General features: G+C 62.6%; 23 protein-coding genes and 1 pseudogene. 10 read left to right on the top strand and 14 right to left on the bottom strand.

What is annotated here, in order from left to right; translation table 11 throughout:
* Positions 1-20: 20 nt before the first annotated feature.
* Positions 21-383, top strand: coding sequence for a DUF1801 domain-containing protein (locus tag Q352_RS0113715; protein WP_028499834.1), 363 nt, complete (start codon positions 21-23; stop codon positions 381-383).
* Here the strand turns inward: Q352_RS0113715 and Q352_RS22405 are convergent.
* The 4 genes from Q352_RS22405 to bla all read right to left on the bottom strand — a co-directional run bounded on the left by Q352_RS22405 (position 341) and on the right by bla (position 3,222).
* Positions 341-508, bottom strand: coding sequence for a phage tail assembly chaperone (locus tag Q352_RS22405; protein ID WP_244879584.1), 168 nt, complete (start codon positions 506-508; stop codon positions 341-343). The two genes, Q352_RS0113715 and Q352_RS22405, sit on opposite strands and share 43 nt — an antisense overlap.
* A gap of 23 nt (positions 509-531) precedes the next feature.
* Positions 532-762, bottom strand: coding sequence for a hypothetical protein (locus Q352_RS21185; RefSeq protein WP_051528966.1), 231 nt, complete (start codon positions 760-762; stop codon positions 532-534).
* Entirely contained in the window at positions 759-2,261 is a 1,503-nt protein-coding gene (locus Q352_RS22400) for a phage tail protein (RefSeq protein ID WP_156952557.1), read from the bottom strand. Before Q352_RS22400 ends, Q352_RS21185 begins: the two co-directional genes overlap by 4 nt.
* A 73-nt stretch (positions 2,262-2,334) precedes the next feature.
* On the bottom strand, positions 2,335-3,222 hold the full coding sequence (gene bla, locus Q352_RS0113695; RefSeq protein WP_028499833.1) for a class A beta-lactamase: 888 nt from the start codon (positions 3,220-3,222) through the stop codon (positions 2,335-2,337).
* Positions 3,223-3,327: 105 nt separating this feature from the next.
* Between bla and Q352_RS0113690 the strand changes: the two genes are divergently transcribed.
* A complete protein-coding gene (locus Q352_RS0113690) occupies positions 3,328-4,200 on the top strand; it encodes a LysR family transcriptional regulator (protein WP_028499832.1) in 873 nt (290 codons plus the stop codon).
* Between the two features lie 20 nt (positions 4,201-4,220).
* On the opposite strand, the gene Q352_RS0113685 is transcribed toward Q352_RS0113690, so the two are convergent.
* The gene (locus Q352_RS0113685; protein WP_244879583.1) at positions 4,221-4,979 is read right to left on the bottom strand and encodes a sulfite exporter TauE/SafE family protein; all 759 of its coding nucleotides are present in this window, start codon (positions 4,977-4,979) and stop codon (positions 4,221-4,223) included.
* A 102-nt stretch (positions 4,980-5,081) separates the two neighbouring features.
* Between Q352_RS0113685 and Q352_RS0113680 the strand changes: the two genes are divergently transcribed.
* From Q352_RS0113680 to Q352_RS23460, 3 genes are all read left to right on the top strand, one after another.
* Entirely contained in the window at positions 5,082-5,987 is a 906-nt protein-coding gene (locus Q352_RS0113680) for a LysR family transcriptional regulator (protein ID WP_028499830.1), read from the top strand.
* A gap of 127 nt (positions 5,988-6,114) precedes the next feature.
* On the top strand, positions 6,115-6,543 hold the full coding sequence (locus tag Q352_RS0113675; protein WP_028499829.1) for a PaaI family thioesterase: 429 nt from the start codon (positions 6,115-6,117) through the stop codon (positions 6,541-6,543).
* Positions 6,544-6,784: 241 nt separating this feature from the next.
* On the top strand, positions 6,785-6,988 hold the full coding sequence (locus Q352_RS23460; protein ID WP_146745116.1) for a hypothetical protein: 204 nt from the start codon (positions 6,785-6,787) through the stop codon (positions 6,986-6,988).
* A 27-nt stretch (positions 6,989-7,015) separates the two neighbouring features.
* On the opposite strand, the gene Q352_RS21175 is transcribed toward Q352_RS23460, so the two are convergent.
* The 8 genes and pseudogenes from Q352_RS21175 to Q352_RS24325 all read right to left on the bottom strand — a co-directional run.
* Positions 7,016-9,508, bottom strand: coding sequence for a two-component system response regulator (locus tag Q352_RS21175; RefSeq protein ID WP_051528964.1), 2,493 nt, complete (start codon positions 9,506-9,508; stop codon positions 7,016-7,018).
* The gene (locus Q352_RS22395) at positions 9,508-11,292 is read right to left on the bottom strand and encodes a PAS domain S-box protein (RefSeq protein ID WP_051528963.1); all 1,785 of its coding nucleotides are present in this window, start codon (positions 11,290-11,292) and stop codon (positions 9,508-9,510) included. Before Q352_RS22395 ends, Q352_RS21175 begins: the two co-directional genes overlap by 1 nt.
* Before the next feature lie 137 nt (positions 11,293-11,429).
* Positions 11,430-12,959 carry a methyl-accepting chemotaxis protein gene (locus tag Q352_RS0113655; RefSeq protein ID WP_051528962.1) on the bottom strand — a complete coding sequence of 510 codons (1,530 nt, stop codon included), beginning with the start codon at positions 12,957-12,959 and terminating at the stop codon, positions 11,430-11,432.
* Positions 12,960-13,244: 285 nt separating this feature from the next.
* A complete protein-coding gene (locus tag Q352_RS0113650) occupies positions 13,245-14,741 on the bottom strand; it encodes a YfcC family protein (RefSeq protein ID WP_244879582.1) in 1,497 nt (498 codons plus the stop codon).
* A gap of 551 nt (positions 14,742-15,292) precedes the next feature.
* Positions 15,293-16,324: a response regulator gene (locus tag Q352_RS0113645; protein ID WP_028499825.1), complete on the bottom strand. Its 1,032-nt coding sequence runs from the start codon at positions 16,322-16,324 to the stop codon at positions 15,293-15,295.
* Positions 16,321-18,342, bottom strand: a complete 2,022-nt coding sequence (locus Q352_RS21170) for a PAS domain-containing hybrid sensor histidine kinase/response regulator (protein ID WP_211249631.1) — start codon at positions 18,340-18,342, stop codon at positions 16,321-16,323. The genes Q352_RS0113645 and Q352_RS21170 overlap by 4 nt, the downstream gene beginning before the upstream one ends.
* Positions 18,343-18,434: 92 nt before the next feature.
* Positions 18,435-18,827 (bottom strand): methyl-accepting chemotaxis protein, encoded by a 393-nt coding sequence (locus Q352_RS24330; protein ID WP_276324996.1) that lies wholly within the window; start codon positions 18,825-18,827, stop codon positions 18,435-18,437.
* Positions 18,828-18,915: 88 nt separating this feature from the next.
* A pseudogene (locus Q352_RS24325) lies at positions 18,916-19,959 on the bottom strand (methyl-accepting chemotaxis protein); the annotation flags it as partial.
* Here Q352_RS24325 and Q352_RS23925 point away from each other — a divergent pair.
* From Q352_RS23925 to Q352_RS0113615, 5 genes are all read left to right on the top strand, one after another.
* Entirely contained in the window at positions 19,861-20,151 is a 291-nt protein-coding gene (locus tag Q352_RS23925; protein ID WP_211249633.1) for a hypothetical protein, read from the top strand. The pseudogene Q352_RS24325 and the gene Q352_RS23925 sit on opposite strands and share 99 nt — an antisense overlap.
* 213 nt (positions 20,152-20,364) lie before the next feature.
* Positions 20,365-20,658, top strand: a complete 294-nt coding sequence (locus Q352_RS0113630) for a helix-turn-helix domain-containing protein (RefSeq protein ID WP_028499823.1) — start codon at positions 20,365-20,367, stop codon at positions 20,656-20,658.
* Between the two features lie 185 nt (positions 20,659-20,843).
* Positions 20,844-21,503 carry a leucine efflux protein LeuE gene (leuE, locus tag Q352_RS0113625; protein WP_028499822.1) on the top strand — a complete coding sequence of 220 codons (660 nt, stop codon included), beginning with the start codon at positions 20,844-20,846 and terminating at the stop codon, positions 21,501-21,503.
* Positions 21,504-21,580: 77 nt separating this feature from the next.
* Complete coding sequence (locus Q352_RS0113620) at positions 21,581-22,069, top strand: DinB family protein (protein ID WP_036386392.1); 489 nt, start codon at positions 21,581-21,583, stop codon at positions 22,067-22,069.
* Positions 22,070-22,105: 36 nt separating this feature from the next.
* Positions 22,106-22,447, top strand: a complete 342-nt coding sequence (locus Q352_RS0113615; protein ID WP_036386390.1) for a hypothetical protein — start codon at positions 22,106-22,108, stop codon at positions 22,445-22,447.
* Between the two features lie 51 nt (positions 22,448-22,498).
* On the opposite strand, the gene Q352_RS0113610 is transcribed toward Q352_RS0113615, so the two are convergent.
* The gene (locus tag Q352_RS0113610) at positions 22,499-23,086 is read right to left on the bottom strand and encodes a hypothetical protein (protein ID WP_156952556.1); all 588 of its coding nucleotides are present in this window, start codon (positions 23,084-23,086) and stop codon (positions 22,499-22,501) included.
* Positions 23,087-23,176 lie beyond the last annotated feature (90 nt).

Below are 23,176 nucleotides of genomic sequence, written 5' to 3'. Positions count from 1 at the left end.
CCATCGACCCCGGGCCACTCATGAACACCGACAGAATCCAGACCCTGCTGCAGGACATCCGCCTCGTCAGCGAGCGCAACCACGCCATCGTGCAGCAGGTCAGACACCTCGCCCTCGCCGCGGGCGACGGGGTGAGCGAGGAGGTCAAGTATGGCGGCATCCTGTTTTCCACTACCCGCTCGTTCTGCGGCGTGTTCTCGTATGCGAACCACGTCACGCTGGAATTCAGCGCCGGTGCCTCGCTGCCGGACCCGTTCCACATGCTGGAGGGACAGGGGAAACTGCGCCGCCATATCAAGCTGCAACAGCTGGAAGATATGGCGGACAGGCATGTCGCGGACTATATCGCGCTGGCTTGCGCGGCGGCCTCGTCCGCCGCATAGCCTGCCGGCAGTGCCGGCCAGTCGATTGCCTGCGGAAAGGCCGGCTGCAGCGGCAGGTCGCGCAGTGCCTGGCGATAGGCACGGACTTCGGCCAGTTGCCCGGCGCTGACCGGGTAGTCCGGCATCAGCAGGTAGTCGGTCGCGGTGATCAGGGCATCGCGACGGGCGCGGGCGGCGCATTGTCATCCGGTGCCGGGGCATCGCGCAGCACCGGGTGGCCATGTTCGTCGGCCTCGATGCACTGGCCGGCGGATTGGCCGGTGAGCAGGGCGGTATGCTCGTCGCGGGTGATTTCGATTGCGTCGGCAGGGATGGCGTCGCCATGGATTTCGCGGTCGTAGAAACCACCAGCCTGCGCGGAATACAGCATGATGCTCATTTTCCGATTGCCCTCCAATAGAGAATCTGGGTTGTCGTCGACCCGTTGAAAATCGCGCATCGGGTCGTGTCGAACGGCGGGTTTACCGTCGGCGCATTGCCGGCCAGTCCATCACGCGTGACCTGTACATTGAACAATGCGGATGGGAATGCAATGGGGAATGTCACCGTAACCTGAGTTCCACCCGGCACAGAGACACTGCCCCATTGCTCAATATCTCCACCGGGCAATCGCCGATAACCGTTTGTGACCAGCGAGCCCTGAAATGCAGTCCACGGCACCTTGTCCGCCCCCAGCTTGCTGACCTCGGTCGCCAGTTGCGCCGCATCGGCTGCACCGGGATTGACCACCGCGCCGAACAGGCGGATGACCCAGCAGCCGGTGACGTTAAGCGGGCGGTTTTCCGGAGCTGTCGGCACCTGGCGGGACGCGTCAAATTTCAGCGAGTAGGAGGCTCCAGTCGAACCACCTGCACCAGTCGTTGTGGCCTGCGTCCCCTCGACGAACGGCCCGGTCGCCCGGGACGACCGTCTGAAAATATCGTCGCAATACTCACCGACAATATTGCGGATCGCATCCCCCTGAATCATGCCGTCAGCCCCAGCCGACAGCGCCCCATCCCCGCGCATGAACAGCGCGCCCAAGCTCCCCGCCGACTTGCCGTTGTAATCCGGCAGCCGGAACGTGCCCGCCCCATCCCCCGCCGTGAACTTGCCGCGCTCGGTCGGCGTGGCCAGCCAGGCGGCGTCGGTGGCCACCGGCACATTGCCGGCGACGATGCCGGCCCAGGCATCCGGGTACAGGCTGCGCGCCAGGGGCTGGCCGTCGGCCGGCGCATAGCCGGCCGGAATGGCGGCGCGGTTCGGGCACCACAGCGGAAACAGCAACGGCAGACCGGCGGCCTGGTCGCTGGCCCTGGCGAAGTACGCGGCCGGGTGCCCGTCCAGCGCGGCGCTGTCGCGCGCCTTGTCGTCCCGGCCGAGGAACAGCGCCTTCAGCGCCTGCAGCCACTGGTTTTTCCGCGCCGGCTCCGGCTGCATGCCGGCAGCGGCCAGCAGCGTGATCGCCTCGGTCTGCAGGTCCTGGATGCCCGACTGCACATCGTTCAGGTGTGCGGAGGTCACGATGGTGCCCATCTCGCCGGTAAACGGATTGCCGTCGTGGAACAGGCCGTCCGGTGAGTCAATCGAGGGCATTCGGTCTTGCATGGTCAGCTCCTGGTTGCGAACAAGGTGTTCAGTTGCAGCAGTGTGCAACCCGGGCGGTGAAGCTAACCATGGGCAGGATTTCAGTGACTTTTCCCTCCGCGGCGGTCTTGCCGTGCCGTCTTGCGCCAGCATTGACGGGATAACGCCCCGCGTTATATTCCACGCATGGCGATCCACAACTTCATCGACAAGGAGACCGGCAAGATCTGACTCGGGGAGATCTCCCGACAGCTGCCGGCGGAAATCCAGAACGTGGCTCGTCGAAAGCTTAGGATGCTCAACAATGCCCATGCGCTTGACGACCTGCGCATTCCGCCAGCAAAGTCCCTCCCTCTTTAGTGCCGGGCCTTCAGGGGCGGTTCGGTCAGTGCGGCAGTGTATCCACCAGCGCCCGGGTGATGTCGGCCATGGCGGCATTGCGCGCCGCCACCGATGCCCCGGTTCCGGTGATAAAGATGGCCAGCACGACCGGCTTCCGGCCGGCAGGCCAGATCACCGCGACATCATTCATGCTGCCATTGGCCCCGGAGCCGGTTTTGTCGCCGACACGCCAGCCGGCCGGCAGGCCGGCGCGGATCTTCGCATCACCGGTCCGGTTCGCAACCAGCCAGTCGGTCAGCTGACGGCGCGAGGCGGGAGACAGTGTCTGTCCCAGCACCAGTTGCTTCAGCGAGCCGGCCATGGCGACCGGCATTGTCGTATCGCGCTCGTCACCGGGGCGGGCTTCGTTCAGCGTGGGCTCGTTGCGGTCCAGCCGGGTCTTGCTGTCGCCCAGTGAACGCAGGAAAGCCGTCACCCGTGCCGGGCCACCGACTCGCTCAAGCACGAGATTGGCGGCGGTATTGTCACTCTGGGTGATCGCCGCCTCGCACAGCTCGCCCAGGCTCATGCCGGCCTTGCCCACATGCTTCCCGGCTACGGGAGCATGTTCAAGCAGATCGTCCGGCCGGATTTCAATGCGCCGGTCCAGCATTTCCCGGCCCTGATCGACCTGCGACAGCAGCAGCGAGCACAGCAGCGGCTTGAAGGTGCTCATCATCGGAAAACGCTCATTGCCCCGGTACGCCCACTCGCGGCCGGTCCCGGTGTCAATGACGGCGACCCCCAGCCGCGCATTGAGCGACTGCTCGATGGCGGCCACTCGGGTTGTCAGCGGATCGTCCGCCGCCAGGGTGTTGCCCGGCAGGGCGGCGGCGCTGGCCGCGAGGGAAAAAACCACGGCTGCCAGCCGGTTTCGGCAAACCAGATTCATCGGTCATGTCCTTTAATTATTTGGGCAAGCGCATCGTATACACGGTGGATGGTGGCGACAAACGATGATATTTTGCCCCTGACATCAATAAAATCTGGCCTCAGCATGGATCGCCCTCACCTGCCGCTCAATGCCCTCCGCGCTTTCGAGGCCTCGGCGCGGCACTGCAGCTTTACCAAAGCGGCGATCGAACTGTGCGTGACCCAGGCAGCAGTCAGCTATCAGGTCAAGAAGCTGGAGGGGCAGCTCAATGTCCGGTTGTTCAAGCGGTTGCCCCGGGGGCTGATGATCACCCAGGAGGGCGAAAGCCTGCTGCCGGTGCTGCAGGACAGCTTCGACCGGATGGCCGGGGTGCTGGACCGCTTCCAGGGCGGCCGGTTCCGGGAAGTGCTGAGCGTGGGTGCCGTCGGCACCTTTGCCGCCGGCTGGCTGTTTCCACGGCTGGCGGACTTCCGCGAACGCCATCCGCTTGTCGACCTTCGGCTGTCCACCCACAACAACCGGGTGGATATCGCCGCCGAAGGGCTGGATTTCGCCATCCGTTTTGGCGATGGGGCCTGGCACGGCACGGCGGCGGCAAAACTGTGCGAGGCACCGTTCTCGGTGCTGTGCGCGCCGGACATGGCGCAGGGTCTGCGAACGCCGCAGGACGTGATCGGCAAGACCCTGCTGCGCTCCTACCGGCCGGAAGAATGGACGCGCTGGTTCGAGGCTGCCGGGCTGCCGCTGCCGGTACCGCCGCACAAGCAGGTGGTGTTCGACTCCTCACTGACCATGATGGATGCGGTCCTGCAGGGGGTCGGCCTTGCCCTGGCCCCCGCGCTGATGTTCCGGCGCCACCTGGCCGGCGGCAGCATCTGCCAGCCGTTCGACCTCAGCGTCAACATGGGCAGTTACTGGCTGACCCATCTGAAGTCCCGTATCCCGACCCCGGCCATGGAGGCGTTCCGCGACTGGCTGATGGCCACGACCCGCTAGCGGCCCGGCGCCCCCGGGTCTCAGGGCTGCCCGATCATCAGCAGCGCCGTCAGCAGCAGCATCAGCGCAAACGACTGCTTGAGCCGCCGTTCCGGCACGCGGTGCGCCAGCGCCACGCCCCACGATACGGTGGCCATGCCGCCGGCCGCCAGCGCGGCCCCCAGCCGCCAGTCCACATGCTGCGCCCGGCCATAGGTAGCCAGGGCGACCAGCGCGCCCGGTACCACCAGTGCCAGGGCCAGCCCCTGCGCCACCGCCTGGCGCTTGCCGAAACCGCGCACCAGAATCGGCGCGGCCACGATGCCGGCGCCGACGCTGAACAGGCCGGCGAACAGGCCACCAACCACGCCGACGGCCGGCAGATAGCGTTCGTTCCAGTGCGCCCCCGGGCTGGCGTTGCCGGCACGCGGCCGGCTGGTCCAGAGAAAATACGCCGCCAGCCACAGCAGGAAGACGGCAAACGCCAGCTTCAGTAGCCGGGCATCCAGCGCCACCGCCAGCCGCGCGGCCGGATAGGTGGACAGGATGGAGGTCAGCCCGATGGCCAGCGCCGTGCGCAGCGGAAACGGGTTGCGCTGGCGGTAGCGCCAGAAGGCGATCAGTACATTGGGCACCATCATCACCAGCGCCGTGCCCTGGGCCAGTTGCTGGTCCATGCCGTACAGCAGCACCAGTACCGGGATGGCCAGAATGCCGCCGCCGATGCCCAGCAATCCGCCCAGTGCGCCCAGTGCCGCCCCCAGCAGCAGGGCCAGACCCAGTGTCATGATCAGCGCCATCGTCATCGCCTGCGTTTTCCCGGAAACAGGCCGCCAGTGTAGCCTGTCGAAGAATGGATATAATTCCGCCCAGGGAAAGCCATTCTTTACTTGAGCGCAACAATGAGCGATGTCTCCGATCTGGCCTTCTTTGCCCGGCTGATGCAGTGCGGCAGCCTGAGTGCCACCGCCCAGGAACTCGGCGTGACGCCGCCTTCGGTCAGCCGGCGGCTGTCCGCGCTGGAACAGCGACTGGGCGTGCGGCTGCTGAACCGCACCACCCGCACGCTGGCCCTGACCCACGAGGGCGAGCGTTACCTCGACAAGGGCCGGCATATCCTCAGCGAGCTGGCCGAGCTGGAACGCGAACTGGCCGGCAGCCAGTCGGCGCCGCAGGGCCTGCTGCGCGTCAATGCCACGCTGGGCTTTGGCCGCCGGCATATCGCGCCGGCGGTGTCCGCCTTCGTGCGCGCATATCCGAAGACCGAAGTACAGCTGCAGCTGAGCGACCGCATGCCGGTCCTCACGGCCGGTGCCTTCGACGTCAGCATCCGCTTTGGCGAACCGCCCGAAGCGCGGCTGGTGGCCAGAAAGATTGTCGCCAATCGCCGCATCCTGTGCGCCGCACCGGCCTACCTCGCCGCCCACCCGCCGATTGTCACCCCGCGCGACCTGAGCCGGCATGCCTGCATCGTGGTGCGCGAAAACCACGATGCCTACGGCCACTGGCAGATTCACGCCGGCCAGCGGCAGGAAACGGTCAAGGTTGGCGGTCCGCTGGCGACCAATGACGGCGAAACCGCCGTCAACTGGGGACTGGACGGGCACGGCATCCTGCTGCGCTCACTGTGGGATGTGGCGCCCTGTCTGCAATCCGGCCGCCTGTGTCAGGTCCTGCCGGACTGGCAGGGCGCGCCGGCCGACATCTGGGCGCTGTATCCGCCCCGGCTCGAACAGTCGACCCGGGTACGGGTGTTCGTCGGATTTCTGACCGACTACTTTGCCCGGAGCACGATGGCCGCTGGCTGACCGCGACCGGCACCATCCCGCAGACCCGGACAGCGGGAAGACAGGCCCCGGTCGATGACCGGAGTCCGGCAGCAGTAGCGCCGGCGCCGGCAGCAGGGCACAGTACGGCGATGCAAGGAGGATGAACATGGCAAGCAGGGAAGAAATCGCCGATTTCATAGCGGCTGAATTTCCACAGACGCGAGTGGTCATCGAGGACGTGGGCGACCGGGGTGCCACCGTGTCGCTGGAAACCGGAGAGGCCGATCTGCGCCCCGGCGGGACCGTGTCGGGGCCGACCCTGATGGCGGTGGCGGATGTCGCCCTCTATGTGGCCGTGCTCGGCGCCATTGGTATCGTGCCGCTGGCAGTGACGACCAGCCTGACCATCAATTTTCTGAGAAAACCCGAATCGCACAAGCGGGTGATCGGCAAGTGCGCGCTGATGAAAGTCGGCAGGAGCCTGGTGATGGGGGAAGTCGCCCTTTATTCGGAAGGTGTCGCAGACCCGGTCGCCCATGTGGTCGGCACGTATTCCGTTCCGCCATCCGGTGCCAGACAAACCGGTTCCCGTTGAATCAGGCGGCGGATCATGGCGGGCTCCGGCAGCTATTCCATCCCGCTTCCGGATGGCCCGCAGCCAGCCATGTGACATGGCCTGATCGGTGGCAAATTTATTTATGAATATATCCGGGTCCTAATGATCGGTGAGGACAATGCATGGGGTCACGGCCTTGCGGCCAGTGACACCGTCTGGAGCGCTGCTGCCCTGTGGCCAGCGTGCCATTTCGTGTTGTCACCTTGCAAAGGATCGATTCATGAGCACCGCCTCCGTCAGCAATACAAACGGGACTTCCCCTGCCCACGCCCCTCACCACAAGCACGGCTCGACTGAAGTCAGAAACCACCGGAACAGTAACGGCGACGCGAACGACAGCAGCAAGCCGGCATCGTCGACGCCGGCCACTTCGGTCAACAGCAGTGGCCAGACAACCGGGAAAGTCATCAACGTCACGGCCTGAATCGTGCCTGAACGCAGCCCTGCCTTGTCAGGAGGCAGGCTGCGAGCCTTCCGCCCCGGGCCAGATCATGGTGATGAACGGGTCGTGCTGACCGCTCTGACCGCCGGCAGGCCCGCGGGAAAAATACTGCGCCAGATAGGCGTCGAGCGCACGGGCATCCAGTGGTCGGGCATACAGATAGCCCTGGGCGGTATCGCAGCCGTTTTCCTTCAGGAAATCGGCCTGTTCGGCCTTTTCGACGCCTTCAGCGGTAATGCCCAGTCCCAGGCTTCCGGCCAGCATGATGATGGCCTTGCAGACCGCCGTATCCTGGGCCAGTTCGGGAATGTTGCAGATAAAGGAGCGGTCGATCTTCAGCCGGTCGACCGGCAGATCCTTCAGTACCGCCATTGACGAGAAGCCGGTACCGAAGTCGTCGATGGCGACGGACACGCCCACCGATTTCAGCGCCTTGAGAATGCGCTTGCTGTCCTCCAGCGACTGCAGCACGCTTTCGGTGATTTCCAGTTCGAGCAGGGAGGCTGCCAGCCGGGAGGTGGCCAGCACGTCCTCGATCCCCTGCAGAAAATCCGGCTCGACAAACTGCATCACCGACACGTTGACCGCCACTTTCAGCGGGTGGCCGTAGCGGACATTCCAGCGCCGCGCCTCCTGGCACGCCTGCTGCAGGACCCAGCCGCCGATTTCCTGGATCAGCCCGCATTCCTCGGCGACCGGAATGAAAGTGTCAGGCGGGATCAGCCGGTCCCCGTCCTGCCAGCGCAGCAGGGCCTCGAAGCCGATCAGTGCGCCATCCGTCATCCGGACCAGCGGCTGGTAATGCAGCAGGAAGCGGCGCTCCTTCACCGCCTGCCGCAGTCGCTGCTCCAGCCGCAAGCGTTCGTGAATCTTTTCCGCCATGGACTGGTTGAAAGTGCAAAAGCGGCGCTTGCCGGATTCCTTGGCCTCGTACATTGCACTGTCGGCAGCACTGAGCAGCTTTTCCGCCGTGGTGCCATGCTGCGGATACATGGCGATGCCGATGCTGCAGGTGACGACGATGGTTTCGTCATTGGCCACGATCGGCTGTTCCAGCTTTTCCAGCAGACGGCTGGCCACGATGCTGCAGTCCGCCTCGCTGCTGTGCGGGCAGACAATGAAAAACTCGTCGCCGCCAAAGCGCACCGCAATGTCCGAGCGGCGGATGGTTTCGCGAATGCGCTGCGCCACCACCTTCAGCAACAGATCGCCGGTGGCATGACCGAGGCCGTCATTGATCAGCTTGAAACCGTCCAGATCAATGAACACCAGTCCGATTTCGCTGCCGTTGATCTCGGCGCGCCGCAGTTCGATCGCCAGTTGCTCATTGAGCAGATAGCGATTGCCGAGTTCGGTCAGCGCATCGTGAAAGGCCATGCGGTTGAGTTCGATCTCCGCCTTCTTGATCGAGCTGACATCGGTGCAGCCGATGATGAAGTGGGACGGAAACTCGTTGTCGTAGGACACCTGGCAGATATGTTCCCAGGCCGGGAACTGCTCGCCGTTCTTCCGCCGGCACATCACCTCGCCATGCCAGCCCACATCCTGCATCTGGGCGATGCTGTGGTAGAAATCGGGCGTGTGCTTTTTCACGTGCAGCAACTCGTCGATGTCCATGCCGAGGATTTCGATCAGCGAGAATCCGGTCATGCGCAGAAAGGCCGGATTGGCCGATTTGACCAGCCGCTCGGCATCAATGACGGCGATGCCTTCCGCCGTGGACTGGAACACGGCACCGGCCTGCTGCAGCAGCTGCTCGGACTTGATGCGTTCGGTGATGTCGCGCAGCACGCCGATCTGCTTGGCGTTCTCCTGCCACTGCGGCTCGTACTCCTGCACCGACATTTCCACCCACACCACTTCGCCGTCGTCCGGGGTGATGGCGGTGACCATGTCCACCCGCCCCCGGTCCTTGATCAGCTGGTTCAGCCGGCCCTGGTCGGCATGCTCCAGCAGGCGCAGGAACGGCGGGATGACTTCCTGGCGCGGCGCCATGTCCAGTCCGGTGATCTTGCCGAAATACCCCTGCCCGGTGAACAGCGACTGCTGCTTGTCCCACTCCCAGATACCCAGCTGGGCCGTTTCCACCGCCAGCATCAGCAGCTTGCGCTGCTTGTGGACTTCCACTTCCGCCATGCGGCAGGCCAGCGCCATGCGGATGGTGGCATTCAGCTCGCGCAACTCGAACGGTTTGAGCAGATAGCCGTACGGCGCGCTCTTTTCCGCCTGCTGCAGGATGATCTCTTCGGCGAAGGCCGTCAGGTATACCACCGGAATGCCCAGTTCCTGACGGATGATCAGCGCGGCTTCAGTGCCGGAAATGCCATCCTCCAGATGGATGTCCATCAGGATCAGGTCGGGCCGGGCCTCGCCGGCAACCACGATCGCTTCCTCGCCGGAGGCGCAGCAGGCCACCACGTCAAAGCCCAGGCTCTGCAGGGCGATTTTCAGGTCCAGCGCAACAATGCGCTCGTCCTCCACAATCTGGATGCGATAGCCCATCACGACTCCCGGATAAGGTCTGGCATGACCATGGTGAAACAACTGCCCTGACCCGGCCCGGACCGCAGCGTCAACGTGCACTTCAACTGTTCGGCCAGCAGCGGCAGCAGCTGGAAACCGAGAGTGGAAGCCGTTCCCAGCTTCACGTCGTCGGGAATGCCCTTGCCGTTGTCCCGGATCTGCACCTGTACCTGCTCCCCGCTCAGCATCACGATTTCCACCGTGCCGGGGCAACCGGGTTCGAAGGCGTGCTTGCAGGCATTGATCACGATTTCGTTCAGGATCAGCCCGAACGGGATGCTGTTCTGCAGTTCGAGAAACGCTTCCTCGCCTTCGCGGCGGAAAGTGAGGCTGATATGGGAACCATAGGTCGCACTGACATCGCGCAGCAGATGAATCAGGCGCTCGACATAGACCGACACCGGAATGCGCGAGAAGTCATTGCGCTCATAGAGCAGCTGGTGGATCAGCGCCATCGAGCGCACATGGTTCTGGCTGTCCACCAGCGCCTTGTGCACTTCCGGCGTGGCATTGCGTGACTGCAGACTGAGCAGGCTGGAGATCACCTGCAGATTGTTCTTCACCCGGTGGTGGACCTCACCGAGCAGCACGGTCTTTTCCTGCAGGGCTTTTTCCAGCATCTGCTTGGCGTAATAGCGTTCCGACACATCGGTCACGCAGGCCAGGGTCAGCAGCTCGGCGCCCACCTGCATCGGATTGAGCCCGATCTCGCACGGGAACTGCGAGCCATCCTGACGCCGGGCGAACAGCGGCTTGCGGTTGGCCATGCTGCGCGCCGACGGCTGGCGGAAAAAACCCTGCACATAGTCAACGTGCAGGTGGCGGACATCGTCCGGCAGCAGCTTGCCCATCGACTCGCCGACCAGTTCATTGCGCGTGTAACCGAACAGTTCTTCCATCCGGGTGTTGATCAGGCGGATCTGCCCGCGGCCGTCGACCATCATCAGCCCGTCCGGGGTGGATTCCACGACCTGGCGGAAGTAGGTTTCGCTGATCTCCAGCGCCAGCTCGTTCTGTTTTCTGGCCGTGATGTCGATGGCGGAAGCAACGATATTGACGATATGCCCGCTGCCGTCCCGCAGCGGCGTCAGCATGAAGTCGATGGTCATGCGGCTGTCGTTCTTCATGCGCACGGCCACATCGTAGCGGACCGTCTCGCCGCCCGCCGCCCGGGCGATGGCCTCCTGCAGCCGGGCCTGTGTCAGCGGATCATGGTTCCACCAGTAGCATTCCCAGAATGGCTTGCCCTGCACCGACGACAGCGCCAGCCCGGCCTGCTCCAGCGGCGCCCGGTTGGCCTCCAGCAGCACGCCATCGACATCCAGCACGCTGACGAAGGTGAACAGTGCGTCCAGCACCTTGCGGACCCGTTCGCTGCCGTTGCGCATGACCTGCTCGGCCTGCTTCTTCAGCGAGATGTCCTCCACCATGGCGATGATGCCGCACACGATGCCGTCGTCATCGAAACGCGGGTGATAGCTGGCATCCCAGAAAGTCATGCAGCCGGAGCCGGCCGGGATTTCCGCACTGGCCTCGAAATGGCAGCGCGCGGTGCCACTGGTCATCACCTCGTTCATGATGTCTTCCAGTGCGGGACCGATGGCCGGCAGGATATCCCGCGGACGACGACCGAGATGCTGCTGAACGGCCAGTCCGTTCGAATTGGCCAGCCGGCCGTTGATATGCACATAGCGCAGCTGGCGATCCAGAATCGCAATGCCGGTCGGTGACGCTTCCAGTAGATCTTCTACCCATTTTTCCATCGCCTCACCCCATGCACTTGGACGTCAGCGCCTGACAGTCATTATGGGTAACGGAACAGGGTATTCAAAGAAGCAAATCTCATGGCACGGTCATGGCGCGGCCACGGCCGGACGGGCTCATGCGCCCTTCAGCCGGCCTACAGGTGCGCCTCGAACCGCTTGACCAATTGCTGCAGGTCATGCGCCGTGGTGCGGAGCTCGCCCGCGACCTGGTTCACGGTGGCAATGCTCTGGCTGTTCTGCTCGGTCATGGAGCTCATCAGCTCCATGTTCTGGGCCACCTCGGCGGCGGAAGCGGACTGCTGCTTGAGCATGTCGTTGACACTGCCGGATGCCGAGGCCACGCCCTGGTTGGCATCCCGGATCTCGGTCAGGCTGTTGCTGACGGTCTGGATCGCCTGCTCGATCTCGACCACCTGCCTGAGCGCCGCCTCGATATTGCTGGTGACCTGCCCGGTCTGGCTGGTCAGCACGCCGATCGACTGCTCGATATCGCGGGTGTTGCCGGTCGTGCGCTCGGCCAGCTTGCGCACCTCGTCCGCCACCACGGCGAAACCGCGCCCCTGCTCGCCGGCGCGGGCCGCCTCGATGGCGGCATTCAGCGCCAGCAGGTTGGTCTGGTCGGCCAGATCGCGGATCAGGGAGGTGATGGAGCCGATTTCCGTGACCGACTGCTTGAGCAGGGAAATGGAGTCGCGGGTGCTGTTGAACTCCCGCGAGGCGGTCCGGGCGGCCTCCTCCGTCACTTTCATGTTGTCCTCGCCGTTCTCCGCCAGCTGGCTGGCATGACTGGCATGCGCAGCACCGGCACCGGTAGAGGACGAAATCTCGGAAGTGGACACCGCCAGTTGCTCCAGCGCGGCAGCAATCCGGCTGACTCCTTCTAGCGTCTGCTCACCTCTCTTCTGCAGCGCGTCGGACTGGTTGTATGTGGACGTGGCCGCCGCGTTGACGGTGCCGGCGCCGGCCACCACGTCAGAGATCACTGCACGCAGATTGATCCGCATGGTTTCCAGCGATGCCTGCATCTGCTGGATTTCACGGCACCCGGATTTGGCGAACGTGTGGCTGAAATTGGCTTCGGTCAGCCTGACCAGACCCGCCCGGGTCCGGTTGAGCGGGACGGTAATGCTCCGGTGCAGCAGCCAGGCGGAAATTCCGAGCCACAGGATACTGCCGAGGTTGAGAATGTCCCGCGTGATTTCGTCCGGCACCAGCAGCTGGGCAATCAGTGCGACGAAGGGGGGCAACAGGCCCACGCAGAGGTACCGGTTCAGGCCCCAGTTCTGCTTCAGGCTGGTGGAGGGGAAGCGGGCGCGCTTTGCCTTCACTTCGGCACAGCATTTTTCCGCATCGATTTTCTGCTGTTGCGTTGGCGGAGTGCGGACGGACATGAAACCGACGGTTTGTCCGTTTTCCGTCAACGGCGTCACATAGGCTTCCACCCAGTAGAAACCCCCGCACTTGCTCCGGTTCTTGACGATTCCCCGCCACGAATGACCCGCCTGGATCGTGCGCCACATGTCTTCGAACGCTTCGGGCGGCATGTCGGGGTGGCGCACGATATTGTGCGGCTGGCCGATCAGTTCTTCCTCGGTAAACCCGCTGATGTCGATAAAGGCCCGGTTCGCATAGGTAATCAGCCCGCCAGGGTCCGTCTTGGTCACGATCGGACGTCTGGGCTGAAGAAAAAGCTCATGCTGCGTTACAGGCAGGTTACTGCGCATCGCGCGCCTCCGTTGTTTTCCGACGACAGAATACGCAATAGCCATTATTGCGGGAAATATTTACATATATAGCATGGCAAATTGGACTGCCTGTTTGCGTTGAAACAACTTTGCGCGCGCCGCGGCCGGCAGGATGCGGAACCGGATCAGGGCACAAAAAAAGCCAGGTTCCTCGGGAACCTGGCTTCGGGACGGGCTTGTCAGGCCCGGGGTTTGCTCACGCTACTACGACATCATGACCTGCACCACCAGCATCAGTCCGCCAAAGGCCAGCACGAATCCCACCATCGGGAAGACGAACTTCACCCACTTGTTGAACTGGATGCCCAGCATCTGCAGGGTGACCAGCACCAGACCGGTCGGCGCCAGGTACAGCATCGCGTACTGGCCCCAGTTGTAGGCCGACACCACCACCGAACGCGGGATGTTAACGGTATCCGCCAGCGGTGCCATGATCGGCATCGACAGCACGGCCAGGCCGGACGACGACGGTACGACAAAGCCCAGCAGCGAGAACACCAGCATCTGCGCCACCGCGAACACCGTGCCGTGCATGCCGGACACCAGGTTGGACGCATAGTCCAGCAGGGTGTCGGAGATCATGCCCTGTTCCATCACGATGTTGATGCCGCGGGCCAGACCGATGATCAGCGACACGGCCACCAGTTCGGATGCGCCGCGGGTGAATGCGTCGACCGCTTCCTTCTCACCCAGTCCGGAGATGAAGATGATGATGATGGCAACGGCAAGGAACGAAGCCGCCATCTGCGGGAACCACCAGCCGCCCGTGGTCACACCCCACACCATGATCGGGAAGGCGATGACGAACAGGGTCAGGATCAGCTTGCGGCGCGTGGTGAACGGCACCACTTCACCGTTGTTGTCGCTCTTCAGGAAGCGGGCGCGGAAGGCTTCACGGTCTTCATAGGTGTAGGAGAAGGACGGATCGGCCTTGATGCGACGGCAGTACCAGTACAGGTAGCCGATAACGGCCAGACCGCCAACGATGCAGCCAAACACCCGGTAGCCAATACCATCGGTAAAGGTGATGCCGGCCGCGTTGGACGCGATCACCACCGAGAACGGGTTGATGGTCGAGAACGTGGTCCCCATCGAGGCGGCCAGGAAGATCGCGCCGACGCAGACAATGGAGTCATAGCCGAGCGCCAGGAAAATCGGCACCAGTACCGGATAGAAAGCCACCGCCTCCTCTTCCAGACCGCAGGTGGTCCCCCCCAGCGTCATGACCATGCACACCAGCATCACGAACAGGAACTCGTTGCCCTTGGTCTTTTGTGCCAGCACCACCAGCCCGGCATCGAAGGCACCGGTCTTGTTCACCACGCCAATCAGGCCACCCAGCACCAGAATGAACACGATGATGTCGGCCCCTTCAATGGTGCCCTTGACCATGCTGACGGTAATGTCGCCCAGACCCTTTGGCTGCTGCTGCAGACGTTCATACGTACCCGGAATGGCAATCGGCTTGCGAATGGTGCCATCGGCAAATTTGTCGAGACCAATATTGATATTCAGTTTGGTCAACGCTTGCTGGCTGGCAGGTATTTTTTCCGTTACCCCGTGCGGAGTGGTAATTTGCAAAGTATGACTGTCTGACAAATAGGCCAGTCTTGAATATGAACCGGCAGGAATAATCCAGGTCATACCTATCGCCAGCAGCAGAATGGCAAATAAAATGGTGAACGCGGTTGGAAAACGCATCGGTCTTTTTATGCTCAGGGAAGCCATTAGGAACTCCGCATCAAAAGTTGTGCCGAGGCGGGGCTAATGCCGGGCCAGGGGCTTTCCTATGGGAAGGTGCGCATCTGGTGCGGCATATTGCCGACGGGGTGCGCGCTTGTCAGAGAATGTTCTGCTTATTTTTTACCAGACGTTTCTTCTACTAACGGAATTGAGTCTATCGGAGAGTGTACCTGTCGTGATTTGACGTGCCTCAACCCACTTGTCACAAGTCGCCATGTGTTTTTTCATCCAAAGACAACTCGTGGTTTTTATGAAAATCATCGGAAAATACCCGATTCAGGATGTCTTTATTGCATAAGAGCATTATTGACCACGGCGCCGGGCGTTTTTTGATAAAGATTGCGCTTCAGAGCACGCAATCTTTATCGATATCCAGCCTGAATCAGGGAATAAAATTGTTTATGCAAAGCAATCCGCTTCAATGACAATTGCCTATCCGCAAACAGGGGGGTGTCATTGAAAAGGTAAACATGCTAGACGCAGTTCGGCTGCCAGACGCCGGCGCCGGCTCAGACCAGCGGCACGGACGCCGGTGTGCGCGCCGGTTCATGCTCGGCCCACTGCTGCTTGATGCGCAGGATGTCATCCATGCAGCCCGGCAGCAGCGCGGCCAGTTCCGGATCGAAGTGGCGACCGCTTTCGTCCCGGATCAGCGCCAGCGCCTTTTCGACCGGCCAGGCCTGTTTGTAGGGGCGGACGCTGGTCAGCGCATCGAACACGTCGGCAATGGCGACGATCCGCGCCACATGCGGAATGTTCTCGCCGCGCAATCCCTGCGGGTAGCCGCTGCCATCCCACTTCTCATGGTGATTCAGGGCAATGATGGCGGCCATCCGCAGCAGGCCCGAGTCATGCTCGCCAATGATCCGCGCACCGATGACCGTGTGCTGGCGCATGATCTGCCACTCGGCGTCGGTCAGCTTGCCCGGCTTCTGCAGAATGGCATCGGGAATGCCGATCTTGCCGACATCGTGCATCGGCGCCGCATGCAGCAGTTCCTCCGCGGCGGACGGACTGTAGCCGGCAGCGAGCGCCAGCACCCGGGCGTAGTGGCTCATCCTGACCACATGCAGCCCGGTCTCGTTGTCCTTGTATTCGGCGGCCATTCCGAGGCACTGCACAATCTGCAAACGCGTTCGGCGCAGCACGTCGGCCTGCACCAGGGACAACTGGTTGCGGACGCGGACCTTGACGATGGCCGGACTGAAAGGCTTGGTGATGTAGTCGACGGCCCCCAGGTCAAAGCCATGCTGTTCGTTGGCCGCCTCCGCCAGCGCCGTCACGAATATCACCGGGATGTCAGCCGTCGCGGCTGACTGCTTCAGCGTCTGGCACACCTCGTAGCCCGACATGCCGGGCATCATGATGTCGAGCAGGATCAGGTCCGGCTGTCCGGTCCGCGCCAGTGCCAGCGCCTTGTTCCCGTCCCGGGCAAACAGCAGCCGGTAGTCGTCCTGCAGGGTATGGCGCAGCAGTTGCAGGTTGACCGGCTCGTCGTCGACCAGCAGCAGGGTCGGTCTGGCATCGTTCTGTCGCATCATGAGTGGCATTCGGCCTGGTCGGACGGCAGGCGGGCCAGCCAGTCCCGGAGCAATTGTTCGGCAAGATCAAAATCGAAGGCATCGACGGCACTGTTCAGCGCCTGCCCGCGCTCCTGCTCGCCCTGCGCCCGGAATCCCTCGCAGACGGCCTGCAGGGACGGGTCGTCCAGTTCACCACGGGCCAGGTAGCCGAGCAGGGTCCGGACCGCATCCTGGACCGCCCGGGGCGAAGCGTCGGGCCATGACGGCGGCACCGGGTCGGCCCGGGTCCGGGCAGCAGGTGCCGGCCGCGCCGACCCGGCCGGTTCGTCGGCCAGCGGCAGCGGCGTCATGGCAGGAACGGCGGCACGAGCGGCGCGGGGGGACAGAAACGGCTGCTGCAGTCCCAGTACCCTGGCCATCTCCACCAGCAGCCGGGGTACATCCAGCGGCTTCATGGCAAAGCCGTCCATTCCCGCTTCGCGGGCGGCCTCCCGGTCCGTGTCCTGGACACTGGCGGTCAGGGCAATGACCGGTGTCGCCACCCGCCCCTGCTCCCGCTCACAGCTTCTCAGCCTGCGCACGGCCTCCAGACCGTCCATGTGCGGCATGTGCACGTCCATCAGCACAATGTCGAACCGGCCAGCCATGAACTGTTCGAGGGCCTCCTCGCCATTGCGCGCGGTCGTGACCCTGTGCCCGCCCTGCTCCATGATCAGGGTCAGCAATTCGAGGTTCTGTGCCACGTCATCCGCTACCAGAATATGCAGCGGTGGCAGACTCATGGTGCCGATGGTCTGTGCCTTTTCCGCCGGTGCCGAACCGGCCGGCAGCGGCAGCGCCACCCGGAAGACACTGCCGTGCCCCGGCTCGCTTTCAACCTCGATCGTCCCGCCCATCAGCTCGGCCAGTTGCCGGGCAATGGTCGTCCCCAGCCCCGTGCCGCCAAAGCGGCGGCTGATCGAGGTATCGGCCTGGGTGAAGGGCGCAAAAATCCTCGCCAGTTGCTCGGCGCTCATGCCGATCCCGGTATCCCGCACCTCGATGAACAGCCAGCCATCCTCGCGGCGGAAATCGAGGCCGACATGGCCCCGCTCGGTAAACTTGATGGCATTGCCGACCAGGTTGGTCAGGATCTGCTGGACACGCAGCGGATCGCCCACGCAGTACTCGTCCAGATCCGGCGGAAAATGCACCGTCAGTTCCAGTGATCTGGCCTCGGCAGCCAGTCGCATTGACGCCATGACCTGGGTCGCCAGCGCCTGCAGCGAGAAATGGATCTGTTCCAGCCGGAACGCGCCCTTCTCCAGTTTGGTGGTATCCAGGATGTCATTCAGCAGGCCCAGCAGTGAACGGGCCGACTGGCGCACGGTTCCCAGGTGGCGGCGTTGCAGATCAGACAGCTCACCGCCGAGCAGCAATTCGGTAAAACCGATGATGGCATTCATCGGGGTGCGGATCTCATGGCTCATATTGGCCAGAAAGATCCCCTTTGCCGCAGCGGCCTGTTCGGCACGCTCGGCCACCTCGCGCAGCGAGGATTCCAGCGCCCGGCGCTCGGTCATGTCGGAAACAAAGCCGACGAACAGCGGTTCGCCCGGCAGCTCGACCCGGCCGACGGCAAGCCTCATCGGGACGGAATGCCCGTCCTTGTGCAGACCGGTCACTTCCCGTCCCACGCCAATAACTCTGGCGGCACCGGAATTCAGGTAATTGGCCAGATAGCCGTCATGCTGCGACTGATCCGGCTCCGGCATCAGCATTTTGATATTGTGGCCGATGACTTCATCGGCCGACCAGCCGAAAAGTCGTTCGGCCGACGGATTGAATGCCTGGACGATGCCGCGGCAATTGATGGTAATGATGCCGTCCACTGCCGTCTCGACAATGGCCCGCATGCGCGACTCGCTTTCCTCCTCGCGGAGAAACAGGCGGCGGTAATAAAACAGTCGCTTGATTGCCAGCATGACCACGACCAGGGCAATGACCAGGGCGGACAGCAGTAATGCAATGACGGGATCAGCCGGGAATGAGGGCATGGTATGGCGCTATGCGGAAACCGCACCGGTTTCTGGCACTCGCGAGAGTGCTTTCTTTATTAAGGGAGAACTGCGGGGGGAACAGACTGCACCTATTTGCTCAGACTGGCAATGAAATGCCCGGCGAGAGAATTGAGGTTATCAACCTGCCGGCCCAGTTTTCCGGCTTCGTTTCCGGCTTCCCGGCTGGCATCGACGGCCCGGTTTGCACTTTCTCGCAGTACCCGCATCTGGCTGCTGGTCTGCTCGCTGAGTACGGACTGTTCCGCCATGGCACGATCGACACTGGCTGCCAGTTCATGAATATTGCCCACGGACTCCAGGATCATGCCGAAGGCGCGGTCGGTTTCACCGGCCAGACTGACCGTCTGCTGCGAGGTTTCCACCCCGCCGCTGATCGCCTCGACACAGGCGCGGGTTTCCGTCACCAGCCCCAGAATGATGTCGCGGATATCGCGGGTCGATTCCTGCGTGCGCTGCGCCAGGCTGCGGACCTCGTCGGCAACGACCGCGAATCCCCGGCCGGCCTCCCCGGCCCGGGCCGGCCTCCCCGGCCCGGGCCGCCTCGATCGCGGCGTTCAGTGCCAGCAGATTGGTCTGCTCCGCCACATCGGTAATCACGTCGATGACCTTGCTGATGCGCTGATTGCGCTGTTCCAGCGCCGAGACCGTGGCCCGCGTCCCGTCCAGCGACGCAGCCAGCCGGTCGATGGCCTGCACCATGCATTCCAGTTGTTCCCGCCCCTGCAGCGTTGCCTGGCGCGATGCGGTCGAGGCCTCCGCCACCCGGGCCGACGACTGGGCGACCTGGTGCTGACCATCCAGCATGCTGGCCATGGCACTGGCAATGTGCTCCACATGCTGGCCCTGGCCAAGAATCGCCTGATTCGACTGCTCGACAAAAGCGTCGCTGCGTTTTTTCGAGCGCAGCAGGTAGTGGCAGGTATTCTCCAGCCGGGCAACGATGGCACGCATTTCCGAGGTCCGCGTCAGCAGGCTATAGCGGATGCGCCCCAGCTCGTCCCGGCGCCCGCTGTACAGATAGGCCAGATCCGGATGACCCTCGCCCCACGGACTGGCCTCGTTCACCAGCCGGCGAAACGGTGTCAGCAGGGCCATGACGCCGCCGCCGGACGCCACGGCTGCCAGCAGTGCGCTGCCGGCCATCAGCAGGTCTCCCGAACCGGCGGCCAGCCCGGCCAGCGCCGTGGCCGGCATGCCGGCCACCAGCGCCATGCGGGTTCCCCAGGCGCTCTTCTGCCCCGGCATCCGCCATGCCTGCCGGCCCCGACGCCATGTCCGGTACAGCCGTTCGGCCCGGGCCCGGGCCTGCTCGTCCGGCTGCGTGCGCACGGACTGGTACTCGACCACTTGCCCGTTTTTCAGAATCGGCGTGACATAGGCATCAACCCAGTAATAGTCGCCGTTCTTGCAGCGGTTCTTGACCATGCCTTTCCATGAACGGCCGGACTGAATTGTCTGCCACATGTCCCTGAATGCGGCTGCAGGCATATCCGGATGGCGAATGATATTGTGGTGCTGCCCGACCAGCTCCTCGCGGCTGAAACCGGATACGGCAACAAAATCGTCATTGGCAAAGGTAATGTCACCCTGCAAATCCGTCGTAGTGATCAATTGCGCATGGCGAGGATACAGGACCTCTTTCGAGGTAACCGGCTGGTTGTCACGCATGAACAGCTCACTTTCCTTGATGCAGAAACAGGGCACCCCATCCCCATGCCGCAAACGCACACCGCCCTTCCGGGAAAATGCGGAAATCGTCCGGAAAACAGGCACACCACCTTGTAATGGACGCAAAAAAGCATCGACAATCTGCATGTATATTGTCGACAGGGTATCGGGTATCAGTTTTTAAAGCATATCCCAGGCGGATACGCAATTCAACAAAACTTTCGCACTTTGCATAACAAACCGGCAGGGTATAAAAATGTTGAAGAATGACGGGATAAAAGAGTTAAATTTAACGTTGCGGCAGGGTTAACAATCCATGACGCTTTTAACATGAAAAAGCTCATGACCCGGCATGGCCGGCCACCTGGCACAACCACATTTGAAACCGGCCCCGCCCAGGCATTCGGCAACGTCGTTCGCAAGCTGAGAATGGAACAGGGTGTCGCCCAGGAGAAACTGGCCCAGCTGGCAGGCATTGAACGCTCGCACATGGGCAAGATCGAGCGCGGCAAACACATGCCGTCACTGATCCTCATTCTCAGGATTGCCCGCGCGCTCGACTGTAGCTCCGCCGACCTGCTGACGGTCATGGAGCGCCTCATGCCGGTAATGGATAGTCACTGATATTCGTCCGCAAGTTCTGGCCCTGGATCAAATCCGGGCGTTTCTGCCATCACCGGCAGCGGATTCCACAGAAGGGAGTCAGCACCTGTCACCCTCGCGACATGTGCAGACCGCATGATCGGCACTGCGCGTATGCTTGCCGCAAGGTGCCTTTCCGGCGCCATTCATACGGTCCAGCGCTTGCCATGTTTGGTGTGATGTATCTGTTTTCCTATATTCTGGGCGTGCTCGCCATTGTGCTGGTGCCGGGCCCGAACTCGATCTACGTATTGACCACCGCGGCCCGCAGCGGCATCAGAAGCGGCTACGGCGGCGCACTGGGTATCTTTATCGGCGACTCGGTGCTGATGTCGCTGTCCGCCCTGGGCGCCGCCTCGGTGCTGCATGCCAATCTGTTCCTGTTCAATGTGGTCCGGCTGGCTGGCGCAGCCTACCTGTGCTATCTCGGCATCGGCATGCTGTTCAACGGCGTGCGCTCACTCGTTGGCAAACGCACGGAGACCGTCCAGGCTGACGTCACCGAAGCCCCCGCCGCCCGCGAGCACACCCCGTTCGGGACCAGTTGCCGCAAGGCACTGATGATCAGCCTGATCAATCCCAAGGCGATCCTGTTTTTCCTGTCATTCTTCGTGCAGTTCGTTGACCCGGACTATGCCTATCCGACAATCAGCTTCCTGGTTCTCGGGCTCATCATGCAGGCCTTCAGCATGTGCTACCTGAGCATCCTGATTCTGGCCGGCTCCAGTCTGGCCAGGGTGTTTTCGCGTCAGAAAAAGCTCAAGGCCCTGCTGCACGGCATGATCGGCGGCCTGTTCGTCAGTTTTGGCATACGCCTCGCCGCCTGAATACCTTTCCGGCATGGAAACCCGCCGCTGCCCGCGCGATAATCGGCCTCTTGCCGATTTCATCGCCGGAGGGACCCATGCTGGTCAGCGCATTCGATTACAAACAATGGTCAGACCGCCGCACGCTGGCGGCCATGGCGCGCATTGACCGGGCAGCGTTTCCCGAAGCCGCCGCCTTCACGGCCCAGCAGCTGAACCACATGGTCATCGTGGAAGAGTTGTTCAGGGCCCGCCTGGCCGGCACCCCGGCCCCGCACCGCGCGACCAACACCGACACGGTTCCCGATCTGCAGGAACTGGCGCAAAGGCTGGCGGCATCCAGCGAATGGTTTTCCTGTCAGGCAAGAGACCTGACGCCGGCACAACGGCAGCAGCGGCTCTCGTTCACGTTTGCCGATGGCAGGCAGGGCTGCATGAGCCGGCAGGAGATCCTGTTCCACATCATCAACCACGGTACCTATCACCGTGGCGCCATCGGCCATGCACTGGACCTGGCCCGGGTCGCGCATCCGGCGGATACGTATACGGTGTTCATTCATGAGGCCGAGCCGGCACGGCGCGGATAAGGACATGCCGGTGCCTTGCCCCACAGCGGAGGAATGATGAGGTCGACGCGGATCACGCTGCTTGCCACCGTTCTGGCTCTGGCCAGCCAGGCCTGTGCCGGCGCACCTGCCGACGCTGAAACCCGGACATTCACGGTTCACCGGCAGATCGCCCATGGCGACGAGGCCAATATCATGGAACTGACCGTCCCCTATCAGCTGGGTCGCACGGTCGAGAAAACCGGCGACGTCTGCTGGCAGTCCGTGACCCGCCAGACCGGCGAGGAAAAGCACGCGCGCACACTGGTCGATGCCGACCGTCGCGTGAGCGTGGAAGAGGTCTGGCCGGTACTGGCCATCACGAAGACGGTGGTCGCGTGCGGGGAGAACGGGTTATAGGGCATTGAACGGCCTTGCGGGCACGACAACCCGGATGGCCATCCGGCTGCCCTATTTGTTTTCGCTGCAAATGAACGCACGCTTCAGGCCGGCAATCACGGCCAGATCGGTGCCATCCGGCGTCATCACGATTTCCCCGGTTTGCAGAACGCAGGCCGAACCCCGGATCTGGAAAAACGCCTCGTAATCCTTGCCGGGCTGGGGGATAAAGCTGGCAGCCACCTGGCATGAGGCATGGGGATCAACAATACCACTGTTCAGGGTCAATGGCTGCCCGGCCTCGATTTCATACTCTTTGAAAAACGCGCGCGCGCCAAAAAAGCTGATGTCGTTGATTCTTCTGGTGGTGGGCGATTCCGGCATGCCAATGGTGACATTCGAGACCGTGCCAAAAAAAGAGCCCATGGTGTCGGAAAATCCGCCGGAGGCCACAATCTGGTTCGGTGCCGTGCCAATGAATTTCATCGTATAGCATTCACTGTTCTTGAACAGATCCACATAAACGCTATTCCGGCCAAAAACTCTTATTCTTGCCTTGGCCGGGCTTTCCAGCTCTGGTGTTTTTTCATCCGGGGGCAGTTCATCGGCAACCGCCATCGCGCAACATTGAAGCAATACGGCACCAGCAATCATTTTCATGATTTTATTTCCAGAACTCATTTTCAATCCAGTCAGAAGCCAGTCGGCCGAGGGGGTAAAGAGGCATAAATTCTATCCCACCCCGCTTCT

The organism is Microvirgula aerodenitrificans DSM 15089, from assembly GCF_000620105.1.
GTDB classification, from domain to species: Bacteria; Pseudomonadota; Gammaproteobacteria; order Burkholderiales; family Aquaspirillaceae; genus Microvirgula; species Microvirgula aerodenitrificans.
The sequence above is the reverse complement of the archived record's forward strand: the minus strand, read 5'-3'. Positions and strand labels throughout refer to the sequence as shown.